16 protein-coding genes and 2 tRNA genes are annotated in these 17,895 nt (G+C 72.2%); 10 read left to right on the top strand and 8 right to left on the bottom strand.

Going from position 1 to position 17,895, the window contains the following annotated elements:
- Positions 1-4 precede the first annotated feature (4 nt).
- Complete coding sequence (locus Mam01_RS22550) at positions 5-1,219, bottom strand: DUF5685 family protein (protein ID WP_204287210.1); 1,215 nt, start codon at positions 1,217-1,219, stop codon at positions 5-7.
- Between the two features lie 110 nt (positions 1,220-1,329).
- Between Mam01_RS22550 and Mam01_RS22545 the strand changes: the two genes are divergently transcribed.
- Both Mam01_RS22545 and Mam01_RS22540 read left to right on the top strand, forming a co-directional pair.
- A complete protein-coding gene (locus Mam01_RS22545) occupies positions 1,330-2,094 on the top strand; it encodes an enoyl-CoA hydratase/isomerase family protein (RefSeq protein WP_275409062.1) in 765 nt (254 codons plus the stop codon).
- A 44-nt stretch (positions 2,095-2,138) separates the two neighbouring features.
- A complete protein-coding gene (locus Mam01_RS22540) occupies positions 2,139-2,729 on the top strand; it encodes an Rv1733c family protein (RefSeq protein ID WP_204287209.1) in 591 nt (196 codons plus the stop codon).
- Positions 2,730-2,756: 27 nt separating this feature from the next.
- Here the strand turns inward: Mam01_RS22540 and glgC are convergent, their stop codons facing one another.
- Complete coding sequence (gene glgC / locus Mam01_RS22535; RefSeq protein WP_275409066.1) at positions 2,757-4,046, bottom strand: glucose-1-phosphate adenylyltransferase; 1,290 nt, start codon at positions 4,044-4,046, stop codon at positions 2,757-2,759.
- Positions 4,047-4,117: 71 nt separating this feature from the next.
- On the opposite strand from glgC, the gene glgA reads away from it, so the two are divergent.
- Entirely contained in the window at positions 4,118-5,293 is a 1,176-nt protein-coding gene (glgA, locus tag Mam01_RS22530) for a glycogen synthase (protein ID WP_204287207.1), read from the top strand.
- 7 nt (positions 5,294-5,300) lie between these two features.
- On the opposite strand, the gene Mam01_RS22525 is transcribed toward glgA, so the two are convergent.
- Complete coding sequence (locus Mam01_RS22525; protein WP_204287206.1) at positions 5,301-6,659, bottom strand: hypothetical protein; 1,359 nt, start codon at positions 6,657-6,659, stop codon at positions 5,301-5,303.
- A gap of 359 nt (positions 6,660-7,018) precedes the next feature.
- On the opposite strand from Mam01_RS22525, the gene Mam01_RS22520 reads away from it, so the two are divergent.
- Positions 7,019-9,790 carry an nSTAND1 domain-containing NTPase gene (locus Mam01_RS22520; RefSeq protein WP_345532595.1) on the top strand — a complete coding sequence of 924 codons (2,772 nt, stop codon included), beginning with the start codon at positions 7,019-7,021 and terminating at the stop codon, positions 9,788-9,790.
- 187 nt (positions 9,791-9,977) lie between these two features.
- On the opposite strand, the gene Mam01_RS22515 is transcribed toward Mam01_RS22520, so the two are convergent.
- Complete coding sequence (locus Mam01_RS22515; RefSeq protein ID WP_239101533.1) at positions 9,978-11,021, bottom strand: zinc-dependent alcohol dehydrogenase family protein; 1,044 nt, start codon at positions 11,019-11,021, stop codon at positions 9,978-9,980.
- Positions 11,022-11,143: 122 nt separating this feature from the next.
- Between Mam01_RS22515 and pgeF the strand changes: the two genes are divergently transcribed.
- The 6 genes from pgeF (at position 11,144) to Mam01_RS22485 (ending at position 15,974) form a co-directional block, all read left to right on the top strand.
- Entirely contained in the window at positions 11,144-11,833 is a 690-nt protein-coding gene (gene pgeF, locus Mam01_RS22510) for a peptidoglycan editing factor PgeF (RefSeq protein ID WP_204287296.1), read from the top strand.
- 133 nt (positions 11,834-11,966) lie between these two features.
- Positions 11,967-12,407 (top strand): VOC family protein, encoded by a 441-nt coding sequence (locus Mam01_RS22505; RefSeq protein WP_204287203.1) that lies wholly within the window; start codon positions 11,967-11,969, stop codon positions 12,405-12,407.
- Positions 12,408-12,618: 211 nt separating this feature from the next.
- On the top strand, positions 12,619-13,341 hold the full coding sequence (locus Mam01_RS22500) for a hypothetical protein (protein ID WP_150931397.1): 723 nt from the start codon (positions 12,619-12,621) through the stop codon (positions 13,339-13,341).
- A 131-nt stretch (positions 13,342-13,472) separates the two neighbouring features.
- Entirely contained in the window at positions 13,473-14,474 is a 1,002-nt protein-coding gene (locus Mam01_RS22495; protein ID WP_204287202.1) for a YihY/virulence factor BrkB family protein, read from the top strand.
- Positions 14,471-15,241: a phosphatase PAP2 family protein gene (locus Mam01_RS22490; RefSeq protein ID WP_204287201.1), complete on the top strand. Its 771-nt coding sequence runs from the start codon at positions 14,471-14,473 to the stop codon at positions 15,239-15,241. Before Mam01_RS22495 ends, Mam01_RS22490 begins: the two co-directional genes overlap by 4 nt.
- A 79-nt stretch (positions 15,242-15,320) precedes the next feature.
- Entirely contained in the window at positions 15,321-15,974 is a 654-nt protein-coding gene (locus tag Mam01_RS22485) for a phosphatase PAP2 family protein (RefSeq protein ID WP_204287200.1), read from the top strand.
- Between the two features lie 119 nt (positions 15,975-16,093).
- On the opposite strand, the gene Mam01_RS22480 is transcribed toward Mam01_RS22485, so the two are convergent.
- The 4 genes from Mam01_RS22480 to Mam01_RS22465 form a co-directional block, all read right to left on the bottom strand.
- On the bottom strand, positions 16,094-16,807 hold the full coding sequence (locus Mam01_RS22480; protein WP_204287199.1) for a hypothetical protein: 714 nt from the start codon (positions 16,805-16,807) through the stop codon (positions 16,094-16,096).
- A 125-nt stretch (positions 16,808-16,932) separates the two neighbouring features.
- Positions 16,933-17,003, bottom strand: a tRNA-Cys gene (locus tag Mam01_RS22475).
- Between the two features lie 30 nt (positions 17,004-17,033).
- Positions 17,034-17,105, bottom strand: a tRNA-Gly gene (locus tag Mam01_RS22470).
- Between the two features lie 54 nt (positions 17,106-17,159).
- The gene (locus Mam01_RS22465) at positions 17,160-17,822 is read right to left on the bottom strand and encodes an ACT domain-containing protein (protein WP_204287198.1); all 663 of its coding nucleotides are present in this window, start codon (positions 17,820-17,822) and stop codon (positions 17,160-17,162) included.
- Between the last annotated feature and the right edge of the window lie 73 nt (positions 17,823-17,895).

Below are 17,895 nucleotides of genomic sequence, written 5' to 3'. Positions count from 1 at the left end.
GGCGTCAGGAGCCGCAGTCGCAGGAGCAGCCGTCGCCGCAACAGCAGCCGTCACCGCAGCAGCACCCGTCGCCACTGCAGCAGCCGTCCCCACTGCAGCAGTCGCAGCATCCCGAGCAGTCGGGGCAGTCGCAGCTGTCGCAGAAGCAGCGGTCGGTCCACGGCGCCTGCCGGTAAGGGCTCCACGGCGGCCGGTAGAGCCCGCACGTGACGAAGGTCGCCACCCCGGCCACCGCCGTGAAGGCGACGCACGGCGGCTCGCCGTGCTCCCCGAAGGGGCCCGGCGCCTCCTCCGTCGAGACGGTGGACGGCGGGGTGCTCCCGGCCCGCGGGCGGTGCGTCGCGCAGGCGCCGCCGTGGGCGCGCGTCCCGAAGGCACGGTCGACCGCGCGGCGGGTCTCGCCGCACAGCAGCGCCTCGACGAGGTGGCGCTCCTCCAGGTCGAGGTCGGCCACGGCGAGGCGCAGCCCGTGCAGCGCCTCCTCGCACACCCGCCGCGCCTCGGCCGGGGAGGTGCCGGTCGCGTCGAGCGGGTTGAACGCCCCGCGGGCCCGGTCCTCGGCGAGGTCCTCCACCGCGTCGAGCACGTGCGCGAGGCGGCCGAAGAGACGACCGGCCTCGCGCAGGCTCTCGGCGTTGCCCGGCCGCCCCGCGAGGACGGCCGTGTGCGCGAAGGCCGCCGCGGCGGCGGTCTCGGTGGGCTCGGTGAGGCCGAGCAGCGTACGGCCGGCGGACGCCTCCAGCAGCGCCTGGCGGCCCGCGACCTCGGTCAGGACGGCGGTGTCGAAGCCGATCGCCTCCCCGCCGCGGCGCGCGGCCGAGGTCCACGAGGCGGCGGCCACGCGCAGCGGGGCGCCGCGCACGCGCCGGCCGGCGATCCCGTCCCCGTCGGCCGCGTGGTCGCGGATCTTCTCCGCGGCGAGGGCCAGGGAGACCACCGCGGCCAGGCGGGCGCCTCGGTCGGCCGAGGGCACCACCTCCGCCGGCCGGAAGCCGCGCAGGGCGCAGGGCCCGGCGGTCCGCCGGCTCGCCCCCGGGCGCACGCCCACCTGCGCCTCGGTCAGGACGGACAGGACGAGCCCGTCGTAGTTGGTGGCCGTCCGGGCCAGCTGCCCATGGTGGTCCCGCAGCGTCAGGCACAGCCCGCACAGGTGCGCGCGCCACGCCTCGTGGACCGACGGGCAGGAGTGCCGGGCACACGGCCGAAGGATCCCGAACACCCATACTCCCTGAGATCGCGCGTACGGGATCGTCCCGTCGCGCGGTGATTATGCCATCAGGGGGCGGACCCCGATGGCGGGCGGAAGGGGGCGAGCCGCACAATCGAGGAGTGGACGGTACCGACGGGTACGAACTGGGTCTCGACGCGCACGTGGCCACGTTGACGATCAACCGGCCGGAGAAGCGCAACGCCATGAGCGCGGCGATGTGGCGGGCGCTGCCGGCCATCCTGGCGGATCTCGCGGCCGATCCGAAAGTGCGGGTCCTCATCCTTACCGGGGCGGGCAAAAATTTCTGCTCCGGTGCCGATATTTCGGAAATCAATGAGCTTGGAGATAACGGAGATGACACCGGTCTGACCATCCTCGCGGAAGGCGCACTGAGCGCCTTTCCGAAACCCGTGATCGCGATGATCGAGGGCTACTGCGTCGGCGGCGGATGCCAGCTCGCGCTCGCCTGCGATCTGCGCGTCGCCTCGGCCGGGGCCCGCTTCGGCGTCACCCCCGCCAGGTTCGGGGTCGTCTACCCGTTCAGCTCCACCCGGCGGCTGGCGGAGATCGCCGGGCCGTCCACCGCGAAGCTGCTGCTCTTCTCCGCCGAGCTCATCGGCGCGGACCAGGCGTTGCGTACGGGCCTCGTGGACGAGGTGTGCCCGCCGGACGGGCTGCGCGAGCGCGTGTACGGCCTGGCGGCCACCATGGCGGGCCGGTCCCGGCTGACGCTGGCGGCGGCCAAGCGGGTCGTCGACGGCCGGGCGGACGAGACCGAGGTGCTCGCCTGGCAGCGGGAGGCCCGGGAGAGCGGCGAATTGGACGAAGGTCTTCAGGCATATCGGGAGGGGCGTTCCCCTGGATTCTCTTGGGATGCAAAATAGGCATAAACGGGACTCGCAGTGGTAATGACCCTGTGAGGTGTGAGATGTCGCAGAATCCATTCGCCAGGTTCGCCCGATGGCTGGGCCTCGACAGGAATCCGCTCCGACGCCGGTGCGACCGGGTCGAAGCGGTGGTCCGGCTTGTCGCGGTGCTGGGCGTCGTGGCCGCGGTCGTGTTCGGCGTGCTGCTGGGCGTGCGCGAGTACGGCGCCGGGCTGAAGACCGAGGCCCGGCAGGCGCACGACCGCTATCAGGTGGTGGCCACGCTGAGCGGCGACGTGGCGACGCCACGGCTGTCGGTGGCCGGAGCGGCGGTGGGCCACGCCCAGGCCGTGTGGCGGGCCCCCGACGGCACGCCCAGGTCCGGAGTGATCGAGGTCTCGCCGAGCCGGCGGGCGGGCGAGACCGTGCGCGTCTGGACCGACGCCAACGGGGCGATCGCCCCCCGGCCGCAGGACAGGGAGACCACGGTTGTCGCCGCGATGACCGTCGGCACGGGAGTGCCGCTGGCCGCCGCGGCCCTCCTCGCGCTGCTGGTGACCTGCACCCGCGTGGTCAACCAGAGGCGGGCCCGCCGGGTGTGGGAGGCCCAGTGGACCGTCGTCGAGCCCATGTGGCGCATCAACGGCCGCTGAGCGCCCCTGGCCGGGCGCGGAGCGCGGTCAGCGGTCGATGATCTCGTTCTTGCCGATCACCACGACGCCCTCGCGGGTCACCGCGAAGCGCTGGCGGTCGTACTCGGGGTCGAACCCGATGCGCGCGCCGTCGGGGATGACGACGTTCTTGTCGACGATGGCCTTGCGGACGATCGCGCCCCTGCCGACCTTGACGCAACCCATCAGCACCGAGTCCTCGACGTGCGAGTGGGAGTGCAGGACCACGCCGGGGGAGAGGATCGAGCGCAGCGCCGTGCCGCCCGAGACGATGACCCCGGGCGACACCAGCGAGTCCAGCGCGTGCCCCACCCGGTCGCCCTCGTTGTGCACGAACTTGGCCGGAGGCAGCGGGTCGTGGCCCGAGTAGATCGGCCACCGGTCGTTGTAGAGGTTGAAGACCGGCTGGACCGAGACGAGGTCCATGCTGGCCTCGTAGTAGGCGTCGAGCGTCCCGACGTCACGCCAGTAGCCGCGGTCGCGCTCGGTGGACCCGGGCACCACGTTGTGCGCGAAGTCGTACACCTCGGCGCCGCCGCTCTTGACGAACATCGGGATGATGTTGCCGCCGAGGTCGTGCTTGCTGCCGGGGTCGAGCGCGTCCTCGCGCAGCGCCTCGATCAGCGACTGGGTCTTGAAGACGTAGTTGCCCATCGAGGCGAAGATCTGGTCGGGCGCGTCGGGCAGGCCCACCGCGTCCTTCGGCTTCTCGCGGAACGCCGCGATCCGGCGGCCCGAGGCGTCGGCCTCGATGACCCCGAACTGGTCGGCCAGTTCGATGGGCTGGCGGATCGCGGCCACGGTCACGTCCGCGCCCGAGTCGATGTGCTGCTCGACCATCTGGCGCGGGTCCATGCGGTAGATGTGGTCCGCGCCGAAGACGATCACGTGGTCCGGCAGTTCGTCGTAGATCAGGTTGAGGTTCTGGAACAGCGCGTCGGCCGACCCGGAGAACCAGTGCGGCCCGAGCCGCTGCTGCGCGGGGACCGGCGTGACGTAGTTGCCGAGCATCGACGAGAGCCGCCAGGTGCGGGAGACGTGCCGGTCGAGGCTGTGGTTCTTGTACTGGGTGAGCACCACTATCTGCAGATAGTTGGCGTTCGCCAGGTTCGACAGCACGAAGTCGATGAGGCGGTACATCCCGGCGAAGGGCACGGCGGGCTTGGCCCTGTCCGCGGTAAGCGGCATCAGCCGCTTCCCCTCACCACCCGCAAGCACGATCGCCAGGACCTTCATAGGCAGGACCTTAACCCGCCGAACGCCCAACAAACACCATGCGCACCGGCAAATAGTGAACATTTCGGTCGTGACCGGGCGTCGCATGACCTCCCGGGCACCCTGCCCGGCGGCCCCCGGCCTAAGCTCCTCGTATGCGTGTCGATCTGCTGAGCCGTGAGTATCCGCCCGAGGTGTACGGCGGCGCCGGAGTCCATGTCGAGTACCTCGCGCGGGAGCTCCGCCGGCTGGCCGATGTCCGGGTGCGGTGCTTCGGCGCGCCGCGCGAGGAGCCGGGCGTCCGGGCGTACGAGGTGCCCGGCGGCCTGTCCGGCGCGAACGCCGCCCTCCAGGTGCTCGGCGTCGACGTCGAGATGGCGGCCGGCTGCGAGGGCGCCGACGTCGTGCACAGCCACACCTGGTACGCCAACTTCGCCGGGCACGTCGCGAAGATGCTGTACGGCGTGCCGCACGTGGTCACCACGCACAGCCTGGAGCCGCTGCGCCCGTGGAAGGCCGAGCAGCTCGGCGGCGGCTACACACTGTCGTCGTGGGCGGAGCGGACCGCGCTGCACGCCGCCGACGCGATCATCGCGGTCTCCGAGGGCATGCGCCGCGACGTGCTGACGGCCTACCCCGACGTCCCCGCCGACCGTGTGCAGGTGATCCACAACGGCATCGACACCGAGGAGTACGCGCCCTCGCGCGGCACCGAGGCGCTGGTCCGGCACGGCATCGACCCGGCCGTGCCGTACGTCGTCTTCGTCGGCCGGATCACCCGGCAGAAGGGCCTGGTCCACCTGCTCCACGCGGCCCGGTCGTTCGCCCCCGAGGCGCAGATCGTGCTGTGCGCGGGCGCGCCGGACACCCCGGAGATCGCCGAGGAGGTCACCGGGCTGGTCCGCGAGCTGTCGGCCTCCCGCAAGGGCGTGGTGTGGATCTCCGAGATGCTGCCCCGGCCCGAGGTGATCCAGATCCTGACCCACGCGGCCGTGTTCGTCTGCCCCTCGGTGTACGAGCCGATGGGCATCGTGAACCTGGAGGCGATGGCGTGCGAGACCGCCGTCGTCGCGACCGCGACGGGCGGCATCCCCGAGGTCGTCGCCGACGGCGAGACCGGCCTGCTCGTCCCGATCGACCAGGGGCGGGACGGCGAGCCGCGCGACCCCGAGGCGTTCGCCGCGGCGCTGGCCGAGCGGGTGAACGCGCTGCTCGGCGATCCCGGCCGCGCGGCCTCGATGGGCGAGGCCGGCCGCGTGCGCGCGGTCGAGCACTTCTCCTGGGCCCGCATCGCCGAGCGGACCCAGGCTCTCTACGCCGGTCTGGCCTGACCGCCGTCTAGTAGGTGTAGGGCAGGAGGCCGTCCAGCCGGCATCCGTCGGTGGTCTTGCCGTTGTTGCAGTGGTTGAGCTGCAGGCTGTCCAGCACGTAGGCGAAGGTCTGGCCGGACGGGCTCACCACGGAGAGTTGCGCGGTGGCAGCGCCGCTCGGAGCGACCGCCGAGACGCTGTACTCCTGCCAGTTGGAGTTGAGGGCGTAGGTCGAGCTGTCGCTGTTGGAGATCAGCGCGTTGGAGGAGTTGTACCAGGACAGCCGGAGTTTGACGTTGCCGGAGGTGGCGGTCGTGACCCGGGCGAAGAACTTGTACCGCTGTCCCGCCGTCACCGCCGGCTTGCGGGTGAGCGACAGGACCCCCTCAGACCACGACTGGACGTTCATGGTCAGGGACCGGCGGCCGTCGAAGTACCTGGCCGACACCTGGGCGTCCGGCCCCTGTGGGGTGACCTGCATCCAGCCGCCACCGGAGAGGGTGAAGCCCGCCGGGTAGCCGGACGGCGCCACGGACTCGATCCCGCGTTCCTCGGCGGTGAGCAGGTCGTTGCTGTAGCCCACGTCGCAGCAGACGGGCGAGGTGAACCACGGGGTGGTGGCCACGTTCACCGCGAGGCCGTAGTTGGGGAACCTCGCGGTGAGCTCGCTGGGGTCGTAGTAGCTGTTGAACTCCTGGTCCAGATTCCAGTTGTCCCACTGGCTGGACATGACGTCGGAGACGTCGACGGTCTCGGGCACCTCAGTGGCCTTGGCGTGATCCGCGTCGGAGAGGTGGACCAGTTCGTGCAGTATGGTGCCGCTGTCCCATTCGTCCGCGGTGGCCAGGCAGACCTGTCCGCAGTGCCCCTGCGCCGTACCCTCGCTGAAGTCTTCGAAGACCACGTACCGGCGGTTGGCGTTGTCGTAGCCCGCCGCCGCCAGGTCGTCGGCGACGACGTCGGCGGCGATCTCACTGCCGATCGTCCCGCCCTCGATCTTCTCCGGGATCACCAGGGCCTGGGCGTAGCCGGAGTAGGTGCTGGTGTTGTAACCGGTCCGGCAGCTGAAGTTGATGTGCTGGTCGTAGTTGGTCGACTCGTCCACCGACCAGTCCATTCGGTCGACGATCTTGGCGATCTGCTCGACGACGTCGTTGTAGCGGTTCCCGTACCCCTCGTGCCAGGCGTAGATCACCTGAACCGCTGGGATGCTCGCACTGGCGTTGGTGGGGTCGGACAGTGTCGTGGCGCAGCCTCGCTTCGGGACGCTCGCGTCCACCGGCTGGGCGTAGGGGTAGGCGGGCTCGGTGCCGGTGGTGGCGAAGCCGGCGTGCGCCGGCCCCGCCGTCAGAACCACGAGACCCGCCGCGACCACCGCAGACGCCAAGCGACTAAGCCGTGATAACGACAAAGAACTTCCCTTTCCTAGATGACCGTACGGCGACCCCGGCCACGAGCCGTGGAAGTTATCCGGGAATCGCCCGCCGCGCTTACTGACGCGACTTTCGGTGACTTGTCGATGAGGAGGCCCGGCCCCGGCGGCATGGCCGTTCGGCGGGAACGGGACGTGCCCGACACTAGGGTCGGACGGGGTGTTCAGGTTCGCCCTCGGCGCCTGAACAACAAACCACGAACAAACGAACATCGGCTCTGGTGCTCGCGTGTTCACGGAAGGTGAGATTTCGAGGTCTCGCCGGCCGCGGTGAAGAATGCCCGAGGGCGATATCGGGGTGGGAAAGGGTGGCGATGCCACGTCAGGAACGCCCGCTGGGCGCTGAGGACACGCCGTTGCTCCGGTTCGCCGGCGACCTGCGGCGATTACGGCAGCAGGCCGGGCAGCCGCCGTACCGCGAGCTGGGCAGGCGGGCCCGCTATTCGGCGGCCGCGCTGTCGGAGGCCGTGGCCGGGCGGAGGCTGCCCAGCCTCGCGGTGACGCTGGCGTTCGTCGCGGCCTGCGACGGCGACGTCGACGCGTGGCGGGACCGGTGGCGGGACCTGGCCGCGTCCGACGCCACGGTGGACGAGCAGGCGCCGTCGCCGTACGTCGGGCTGGCGGCCTACCAAGTCGAGGACGCCGACCGGTTCTTCGGCCGGGAGGCGCTGACCGAGGCCCTGGTGCGCCTGGTCGACGAGCGGCCGTTCGTGGGCGTCTTCGGCGCGTCCGGCGCCGGCAAGTCGTCGCTGCTACGCGCCGGGCTGGTCGCCAAGTCCAAGCGCACCGCCCTGGTCCTCACCCCCGGACACGACCCCGTGACGGAGGTGGCGACGGTCGTGGCCGGGCTCGTCGACGAGCCGCTGGCCCCCCTGCGCGAGCAACTCGCCGCCGACCCGCACGCCCTGCGCCGCCGGCTGTCCGAGGTGCCGGGCGAGCTGCTCCTCATCGTCGACCAGTTCGAGGAGGTGTTCACTCTCTGCGCCGACGACGACCGGCTGTGGTTGGTGCGGGCGCTGACGGCCGCGGCCTCTCCGCGCAGCAGGGTGGTCCTGGGCGTGCGCGCCGACTTCTACGGCCACTGCGGCCGCCACCCCGAGCTGGTCGCCGCCCTCTATCGCGCTCAGCTGCTCGTCGGCCCGATGTCGGCCGACGACCTGCGCCGCGCCGTCACCGAGCCGGCGGCGCGAGCGGGTGCCTCCGTGGAGGGCGCCCTGCTCGCCCGGCTGATGTCCGATGTCACCGGGCAGCCGTCGGCGTTGCCGCTGGTGTCGCACGCGCTCGCCGAGACGTGGCGGCGTCGCCGCGGGATGACGCTGACCCTGGCCGGGTACGAGGACGTCGGTGGCGTGGAGCACGCCCTGGCACGCACCGCCGAGCAGACCTTCCAGCAGCTCGCGGGCGAGGAACGGGACGCCGCCCGGCTGATGTTCCTGCGCCTGGTCACTCCCGGCGACGGCACCGGGGACACGAAACGGAGGATCCGGCGTGACGAGCTGGCGGAACCGCGCGGCCCGCTCGAGCGGTTCGCCGCGGCTCGGCTGGTCAGCCTCGACGACCACGGCGCCGAGCTGGTCCACGAGGCGCTGCTGCGCGCGTGGCCGCGGCTGGCCGCCTGGATCGCCGAGGACCGGGACATTCTCCGGTCGCACCACCGGGTCATCGAGGCGGCCGCGGCCTGGCAGGGGCATGGACGCGACCCCGACCTGCTGTGGCGTGGGGAGCCCCTGGCCCTGATCCACCGCCTGCGCGACCGGCTCAACCCGATCGAACACGACTTCCTTGACGCCGGTCTGACGGCGCAGGTGCTCCGCGCGACCGAGCTCCGCCGGCGGCGACGCCGGCTGAGGACGCTCATCGCGGCCCTTTCCGCGCTGGTCGTCCTGCTGGCGGGAGCCGTCGGCCTGGGCGTTACGGCGAAACGCGAAGCCGACCGCCAGAGGAACGACGCCATAGGCCTGCGCGCCGCGGATGCCGCCCGTGCCCTCCTGCTCACCAGGCCGCGCGATGCGGCGGCGCTCGCCCTGGCCGCCTACCGGATCAGCCCGACGCCCGAGACCCGTGCAGCGCTGATCCTCGCCGATGCCGCAAAGGGGGCGAGCATCCTCGGTGAGGGTTACATCGACTCGCCGGGCCGGATCGCCGTCACCATACGGGCCGACGAGTCCGCGGTGCCCCCCGGCTATCGGCTCTGGCGTCGGGACGGCACCGGCTGGCGGCCCGCGGGTGTGCTGCCTGGCGGCTCCTTCTACTACGCCACCAGCGCCGACGGGAACCACGTGATCACCTGGAACGGGACGGCCTTCACGTCCCACCTGTGGGACGTCTCGGACCCGGACCATCCACGCGAGATCGCCCTTCCCGCCGGCCTCCCGATGGTGAGAGACATCACCCGGGACGGCAGCCTGGTGATGGCCATGGGAACGGACCGTACGGCCGTGGTGTGGCAGGTCGCCGGCGGAGCGGTCCGCCGGCTCTCGGCCGGCGATGTGGAGGACGCGTCGGTGGTTCCGGACGGTTCGGAGGGGGTGCTGATCCGACGCGACAGCGGGGCGTACGCCGCCGAGCTGTGGAGACTCGACGGTGTGCGGATCGCGACCCTGATGCGCACTCCGGACGTGGTGTACCCGATCGCCGGTCCCGCCGGCACGGTGGCCGTGCTCGGCAAAACCTCGGGGAACCTGACCCTGCTGAAGGCCACCGACCCGAGCTCCCCGCGTACGGTGGTCGAAGCCGGCGGCGTGAAGTTTCCCGCCAGGGTCGCCTTCGACCCGCAGGGCCGGATGGCCGCCGTGGTGGACGACGCCTCGATCCGTATGTGGGATCTCGCCTCGGGAGCGGAAGTCATGTCCCTCCGCGTCGAAGGCCTGGAGCTCACCAACCCCCGGTTCCTTCCCGAGACCGGCGAACTGCTCCTCATCAGCATCCAGAAAGGCGCGCTGTGGCGGCTGGACCCCGACGTGCCCCGCGTGATCGACGACATCTGCGCCGGCCCGGTGGAACTGGACTGGGATCGCTACCTGCCGGACACGCCGCGGTTCCCGCTGTGCCCGACCACCCCGAGCCCCACCGCCCGGCGACGTTGAGCCGCCGGCTCGGCCGGGACTTGCCGATTGACCGGGTCCCCTCAGCACAGGCGAGCACGATCTTCGCCCGCAGGGCCGGCGCCCGGGCAGAGGTAGGGCGACGCGCCCACCGCTCCAGCGACGCCGTCGGGGGCCCCGCACATCGAGCCATGCACCCGGATAGTCATGGAGTTCACGACTCAGGACACTAGGTCGCCCTGGCGGGCTGCGGGAGGATCACCGTCACGCCGGCGGACGTCCCGGGCCGGGTCAGCACCTCCGGGGCGTCCTCCAGGCCGATCGTCCGGGTCACGAGCAGGTCGGGCCGGAGCACGCCCTCCGTGATCAGCTCCAGCATCGGGGGATAGGCGTGGGCGGCCATGCCGTGGCTGCCCGCGATCTCCAGCTCATGCGCGATCACCCGGCCCATCGGCAGCGCGGTCTCCCCGGGCAGCAGGCCCACCTGCACGTGGCGGCCCCTCCGGCGCAGGCCCGCGATCGACGCGGCGCACGTCGCGGGGTCGCCCAGGGCGTCGACGGAGATCTCGGCCCCGCCGCCGGTCGCCGCCCTGACCAGGGACGCCGACTCCTCCGGAGTGGAGCCGCCGCGGAGCAGGACGCACTCGGCCGCGCCGAACCGCCGGGCCAGGTCGAGCGCGGCGGGGGAGACGTCCACGGCGACGACGCGCGCCCCCACGGCGGCGCCGATCATCACGGCGGACAGCCCGACCCCGCCGCAGCCGTGCACGGCGAGCCACTGGTCGGCCCGCACCCCGCCCTGCTCCACGACGGCCCGGAACGCGGTGGCGAACCGGCAGCCCAGGCTCGCCGCGGTGGCGAACGACATGCCGGCGGGCAGCGGGACGAGGTTCACGTCGGCGTGGTCGATCGCCACCAGTTCGGCGAACGACCCCCAATGGGTGAAACCGGGCTGGGTCTGGCGCTCGCACACCTGCTGGTTCCCGCTCAGGCACTCGCGGCAGCTTCCGCAGGCGCAGATGAACGGCACCATCACCCGGTCGCCCGGCCGCCAGCCGGTCACCTCCGGGCCCGCCGCCTCCACCACCCCGGCCAACTCGTGCCCCGGCACGTGCGGCAGCACGGTGATGTCCGCGTCGTGCCCCATCCACCCGTGCCAGTCGCTGCGGCACATCCCGGTCGCCTCGACCCTGATCACCACGCCGTGCGGCGGCGCGACCGGGTCAGCCACCCGGCGCACCTCGGGCCGCCCGCCGAACTCCTCGTACACCACCGCGCGCAATCCCGGCTCCTTCCGTCGGCCGCAAACGTACTGCCACGTTCCAAGATCCCTGTCGGCGAGTCCCCCGGCGCGGGCCGTAGGCTGATGCCGTGATTGCGATCGACGGCGTCAGGATGGCCTTCACCGACCGGCGCGGCGGCATGAGCACCGGGCCGTTCGGCACGCGCAACCTCGGCGGGGCGGTGGGGGACGACCCGGCGGCGGTCGCCGAGAACCGCGCGAAGACCGCCGCCGAGCTCGGGCTCGACCAGGTGGTGTTCATGCGCCAGGTGCACGGGACGGACGTCGCCTACGCCGGCGCGCCGTTCGGGGCGGAGCCGCCGGCCCTGGACGGAATCTTCACCGATCGGCCCGGGCTCGGGCTGGCGGTGCTGGTGGCCGACTGCGCGCCCGTGCTCCTGGCCGACCCGGTGGCTCGCCTGGCGGGCGGCGCGCACTCGGGGCGGCCCGGCACGGAGGCGGGGGTGGTGCCCGCCCTGGTCGAGGCGATGGCGGCCCGGGGCGCCGAGCCGGCGCGGATGGTCGCCGTGATCGGGCCCTCGGCCTGCGGGCTGTGCTACGAGGTGCCGGAAGACCTGCGCGAGCGGGTGGCCGCCCGGGTGCCGGAGACGTGGTCGCGCACCCGGAGCGGCACGCCCGCGCTCGACATCCGGGCCGGGATCGCGGCCCAGCTCGCCCGCGCCGGCGTGACCGACGTGCGGCACGACGCCCGGTGCACGATCGAGACGGCCGATCTCTACTCCTACCGCCGCGAGCGGGTCACCGGCCGCTTCGCCGGATACGTCTGGCTCACCGGTTCCTGACGGCCGTCCGCCCGAGGCGCTGCCGCGAGAGATCGCCCTCGGTCCTCGTCCGGCGCGGCAGCAGGTCGTCGCGTACTGCCCCGGCGGCGTCGCGCAACACCTTCGACAACCGGCTTCTACCAAGGGATTTTTCGTGGACGCTCTCTATCCCCGTGTGCTCGCCTCCCGGTTCGCCGAGTGCTTCCGCTTCTACGACGGCCTGCTCACCGCGGTCGCGGGCGCGCACCTCGTCAAGGGCGACGAGGCGGGGCCGTACGCCAACTGGGACCGGGACGGGGAGGCGGTGCTGGCCCTGCTCGACCGGGAGATGCTGGCACGCGTCACCGGTGTCGCTCTCGGCACGGCTCCCGGCGGTGAGAGCGACGGTGAGGGCGGCGATAAGGACGGCGGCGGGCGGGACGGGACGATGCTGGTCCTCACGGTGGACGACGTGGACCGGGCCGCGGCCGTGGCGGCCGCCGGCGGAGGCCGGGTCGTGGCGCCGCCGGTCGCCCGGCCCGAATGGGGGCCGACCTGCCGCACCGCGCACCTGCGCGACCCCGACGGCAACCTGCTGGAGATCCAGTCCTACTGAGCGCCTCCGGAGGGCGCCTGCGTAGGAGCCTCCGAGGCACTGCCGGAGGCGCTTGCGGGACGCTTGCGGCGGCTCACGGCCGCTTCCGGCAAGCGGGTGTCAAGAGACGTGCAGGCGGGCGCGCCTATCACTGAGATGCACCCTCCCGGCGGCGACGGCCGGACCGGGAGATCCGAACAGCACCCGCATCCGGATATCTCAGGAGATTGTCATGAAGCGCACCCTGCTCGGTCTGGCCGCCGCCACGATCGCCGGTCTGGCCGTCACCGCCCCCGTCACGCTCATGGCCGGCCCGGCCGCCGCGACCGGCGACTTCGGCCCGGACACCTGCCTCCAGGGCTACGTCTGGCGCGAGGCCCGCACCGGCGACGTCGTCTGCGTCACCTCGGCGACCCGGACGCAGACCCAGGCCGACAACGCCGCGAAGGCCTCCCGCTGGACCTCCGGCGCGTACGGCCCGCACACCTGCACCACCGGCTATGTCTGGCGTGAGGCCTTCACCGGCGACGACGTCTGCGTCACCCCGGCCGTCCGGTCGCAGGCCGCCGCCGACAACAGCAGGGCCGCCGACCGCAGGGTCTCGGCGCGGCTCTGGATCAGCCGCTACACCGTGCCGCCGGTGGACAACGGCGACGGCACCTCGACCAGCACCTCCGTCGACGACATCCCGCGCCTCAAGATCAACGGTGACCACTACAACCTCGGCCAGGTGCGCCTCTACATCCGCTACAACACCGGCCGGCTCTACTGGAGCGGCACGGTGAACGCGAGCGCCCACAGCGGCTACGCCGGCGGCAGCTTCGGCAAGAAGACCGGTGTGTTCGACTGCGCCGCGGCCGGCCGGCCGGCCAACGCGTACGCCCAGGCGCAGGACGTGATCTCCGGCCGCTGGTCGCCCCGCATCGCCGTCCGGGTCGGCTGCGCCGTCCTGTGACCGTACGCCCGCCGCGGCGGATGATGTTCCGAGCGTCGTGATCGGGGTAGTCGGTGGGCCTCGGGGACCGCCGGAGGCCGGCCCGCGACCCGGCCCCCGGTGGTCCTCCCCCTGACGACGTGAGGACTCACATGGGAACCGCGACCCCGGTACCGGAGACCCGGAGCATGAGCGGCGAGGAGTTGTCGGCCGACGACGCCTATGTCGCGATGCGGCACTACGGCGGCTGGCACCTGATCCGCGACTCGTTCGTGCGGTTCAGGTACGGCGACGGCACGAGCAACGCCCGCGCGCTGGCGTTCCAGGTCTGCCTCGCGATCATCCCAGGGGCCATCGCGATCGTGGGGCTGAGCTCGGTGGTCCACCAGGAACACCTGGGACGGCTTCTTGAGCTCACTCTGCGGCGGCTGACCCCCGGTGCCGGCTCGCAGGTGATCCGGGAGACGCTCGACCAGAGCCACCACGCCTCGGGTGTCGGGGGCAAGCTCGCGTTATGGTTCGGTCTGCTGACCGCGCTGGTGGCGCTGACCACGGCCATGGGCCAGTTCGAGCGCGGGGCGAACCGCATCTACGGCATGGAGCGCGACCGCCCCTTCAAGGCGAAGTACGGCCGGGCGCTGCTGATGGCGGTCACGGCGGGCGTGTTCATGAGCGTCGGGTTCGTCATCCTGGTCGGCGGCGGTGCGGTCAGCGACGCGGCGGCCCAGGTGTACCACTGGAGCGACACCACGCAGCGCCTGTTCGGCTGGCTGCGCTGGCCGATCGGCTTCCTGCTCGCCGTCCTGTCGATCTCGGTCCTCTTCGGCTCCTCGCCCCGGCGCAAGCAGCCCGGCCACACCTGGCTGGCGGTCGGCGCGACGGTCGCGGTGCTGCTGTGGACCCTCTTCACCTGGCTGCTGGCCCTCTACACCGCGAGCAGCGGCACCTTCGGCGCGACGTACGGCCCGCTCACGGCGGTCATGGCACTGCTGCTGTGGTCGTTCCTGAGCTCGATGGCCCTCTTCCTCGGCCTCGCCTTCAGCGCGCAGCTGGAGGCCTGCCGGGCGGGCTGCGGCGATCCGGCCGCTCCCGACCCCGGCACCGCCGTCCGGGCCCCGGTGCGTGAGCGGCAGCCGGTGGGGAGTGGCCGATGAACTGGTTGCGCAGGCGGTTCGACCCGCAGAGCAGGCTTGGCCTGCGGCTCACGGTGGCGGTCGCGGCACTGGCGCTGATCGGGGTGCCGTTCACGGTGCTGCTCGTCTTCGTGAAGACCTCCTTCGGCCCGCTCACCCGGATCGACGAGGGCGCGGCGCACAACCTGCACGCCTACGCGTACTCGAACCCGGGTTTCGCCCAGTTCATGCGGCTGGTCAGCGACGTCTTCCAGCCGTGGACCTGGCGGATCGCCGTGGGCGCCGCGGTCGCGTGGCTGGTCTGGCGCCGCGCCTACCACCTGGCTCTGTGGGCGGGCACCACGATCACCGTCGGCGGGCTGCTCGGCCTCGCGCTGAAGGTCGTGGTCGCGCGGGCCAGGCCGCACCTGCCCGACCCCGTCGCCATCGCCCCCGGCGCGTCGTTCCCCTCGGGGCACACGGTCAACGCCATGCTCGGGGCCGGGATCCTGCTGCTGCTCGTCCTGCCGCTCGTACGGCAACGCGGGCGCGCGGTCGCGTGGACGCTCGCGGTGCTGATCCCGCTGCTGGTCGGCTTCAGCCGGATCGCGCTCGGCGTCCACTGGTTCAGCGACGTCGTGGCCGGGCTCGTGGTCGGCGTGGCCGTGGTCGCGGCCACCTGCGCCGCCTTCGAGACCTGGCGAAGAGAGGTCGGACGCCGGCCCGCCCAGCCCCTACGGGAAGGCGTCGGGCCGGAGACGAAGAGGGAGATCACCCCCCAAGGAGGACGAGTTGGTCACCGTTCGTGAACGCCGCCCCGCCGCTCACACGCCGTCGTCATCGACGGCGGTCGAGGTGGCACGGCGTATCCTGCTTCCGCTCACACTCATGGCCCTGGTCACCCTCGGGCTGGGACTGCTGTTGACCCGGGTCCTGGAGCACTCGTCGCTCATCGCGCAGGACGAGGCGGTCAGCCGTGAGATCGCCCAGGAGCGCACGCCGTTCTGGAACACGATCACCCACTACGGCTCGATGCTGTCCGACACCCCGGTGATCATCGTGGTGACGACGATCATGGTCGTGATCTTCCGGCTCGTCTACGGGCGCTGGCGGGAGTCGGTCTTCCTGGTGGCGGCCGTCTGCGCGCAGTCGGCGATCTTCCTGCTCGCCACCGTGTTCGCGCAGCGGGCCCGGCCGCACGTGCAGCACCTCGACCCCGCGCCGCCGACGTCCAGCTACCCCTCCGGTCACACCAGCGCGGCGGTGGCGTTCTACTGCGGGGTCGCCCTCGTGCTGACCCTGCACACGCACCGGCACACGATCCTGAAGGCGCTGTGGTGGGTGCTCGGCGCGGGGGCCGCCCTGACGGTCGGCCTGTCCCGGCTCTATCGGGGCATGCACCACCTGACCGACGTGAGCTGGGGCTGGGTGCTCGGCATCTTCTGCGTGTTCGTGCTCGCCCAGGCCCTGCTGATCCGGCCGGTCATGGCGTCGCGGCGGGCCTCGTCGAAGCGGACGGCGAACGAAGCCGCCCCGGCCTGAGCCGATCAGCCGGGCCGGAGCCGGTCAGCGGGACAGGCTGACCGGCAGGGCCAGTCGGCAGGCCCGACCGGCCCGGGCCGGCTGGGCTGGTCAGGCCGGGGCCGCCGGGGTCGTACGGGTCAGGCGGACAGGCCGGTGAGGCGGCAGGCGTCCGCCCAGCGGACCGGGTCGACTCCCGGCCCGGCGACCGGCCCGGCCGGCTCGGCGCCTCCGTGCAGCAGTGCCCAGCAGTCCTCGATCGCGTCGGCCAGCAGGTCGCGCAGCAGCGTGTCGGGGTCGGGCACGCACGCCTGGGCGATGCCCCTGACCGCGAGCTGCACCGTGTTGGGCGCGGCGTACCTGCGGAAGCCCTTGGGCGAGACGCGGACTCCGCGCCCGAAGTCGCGGGCCCAGCGGGCGGCCTCGGGCACCTGCGCCAGCGCCTCCCTGCTGCGGGGGTCGAGGTCGCGGGGCGACCGGCCCTCCACCTCGGCGAGCACGTGCTCGGCAGAGAAGATCGAGACGGCCATCGCGAGCTGACGCTCGTGCGCGACGACGGGCAGTGCCGCCGTGGCGGCGCACAGCGCGATCCGCGCGTCGAGGCGCGGATCGTCGCCCGTCAGGCCGATGACGGACGGGATCAACCCGGCCAGCCGCGGCCGGGCGGCGTCCGAGGTGTGGTCGTTGACGAGGCGGGCGAGCCCGGCGAGCAGCGGATGCGTGCACGTCGGGTGGTCGCTCCACCGTTCACCGGCGAGGTAGGACGCGAACTCCATGAAGCAGGCGCCCTTGCTGGGATTGCGATGCTTGCCACGAGACAGCATGGGCATCGCTGCGGGCATGTCACCGTGCACGGCTACTCCACCGAAATCGCCTGTCGTGTCTCTTTCAGTGTGCGCCCGGCGCCGTGCGTTGAGAAGAACCCTTGCCCGGACTTGTCTCAATGGATCGGAGCCCGGGTGGGCCAGGTAGGAACCAGAGGTGGAGACGGGATTTGAACCCGTGTAGACGGCTTTGCAGGCCGTTGCCTCGCCTCTCGGCCACTCCACCAGAGTGAGGCCCGGATGTGCGGCCCCTCGGAGCGGAAGACGGGATTCGAACCCGCGACCCTCACCTTGGCAAGGTGATGCTCTACCACTGAGCCACTTCCGCGTCCGCCTTGCGGCGACGTCGCTACTGTACCGGGTTTTCGGCTCGTGTGCGTACTCAGAACGGCCGTGCCGCCGGTCTGCGGAACGCGCGGTCGGCTCCGCGCTCGATCGCGGGGAGGGTCAGGAAGATCTCCACGATCCGGGTGAACCGGTGCACCTCGTTGCGGTGGAAGGCCGGTCCCTCGGCCCTGGCGAGCATCAGGGTGAGCGCCAGCGGAGGCAGCGGCGCGACGATCACGTGCAGGCCGGACGGCAGCGTCGAGGCCACCGGGCGGGACGGCGTCTCCTCGGGGAAGGGCACCTCCTCCGGCGCCCGCCAGCTGGAGTAAACGGTGACGCGGGGGTCCTTCTCGGTCGCCGCGGCGGCCCAGTCGGCGCTGAACAGGACCGGCATGGAGTCGATCAGGGTGCCCAGAGCGCGGTCGCCCGCGGTGCTGAGGAACTTGAGGATCTCCAGCTCCGGATAGGTGCCGGGGGCCTCCCGCGTGCTCCAGACCCCCTCGATCCGGACTCCCTCCACGTCGTCGAGGGCCCGTACGAGGTCGTCCCTGGGCGCGGCGTCCGGCCAGTAGACGGTGAAGTCGTCGAGAGCGCGGCCGTCGCCCCGGTCGAGAACGGTCACCTGGGTGATGTCGGCGCCCGCGGCGCCGAGGGCCCCGGTCACCTGGCCCAGCGCGCCAGGCCGGTCCGGCAGGGCGATTCTCAGGCGCAGCAGCATGACGACCTCCCCACGATTGGTCCAGGTCAGATTAACCGGGACAAAAGCCCTCCGTCCACGATCTTGTACGGCT

The organism is Microbispora amethystogenes, from assembly GCF_016863015.1.
Classification (GTDB): domain Bacteria; phylum Actinomycetota; class Actinomycetes; order Streptosporangiales; family Streptosporangiaceae; genus Microbispora; species Microbispora amethystogenes.
Note: the sequence above shows the minus strand (reverse complement) of the source record. Positions and strands in the feature narration are given on the sequence as shown.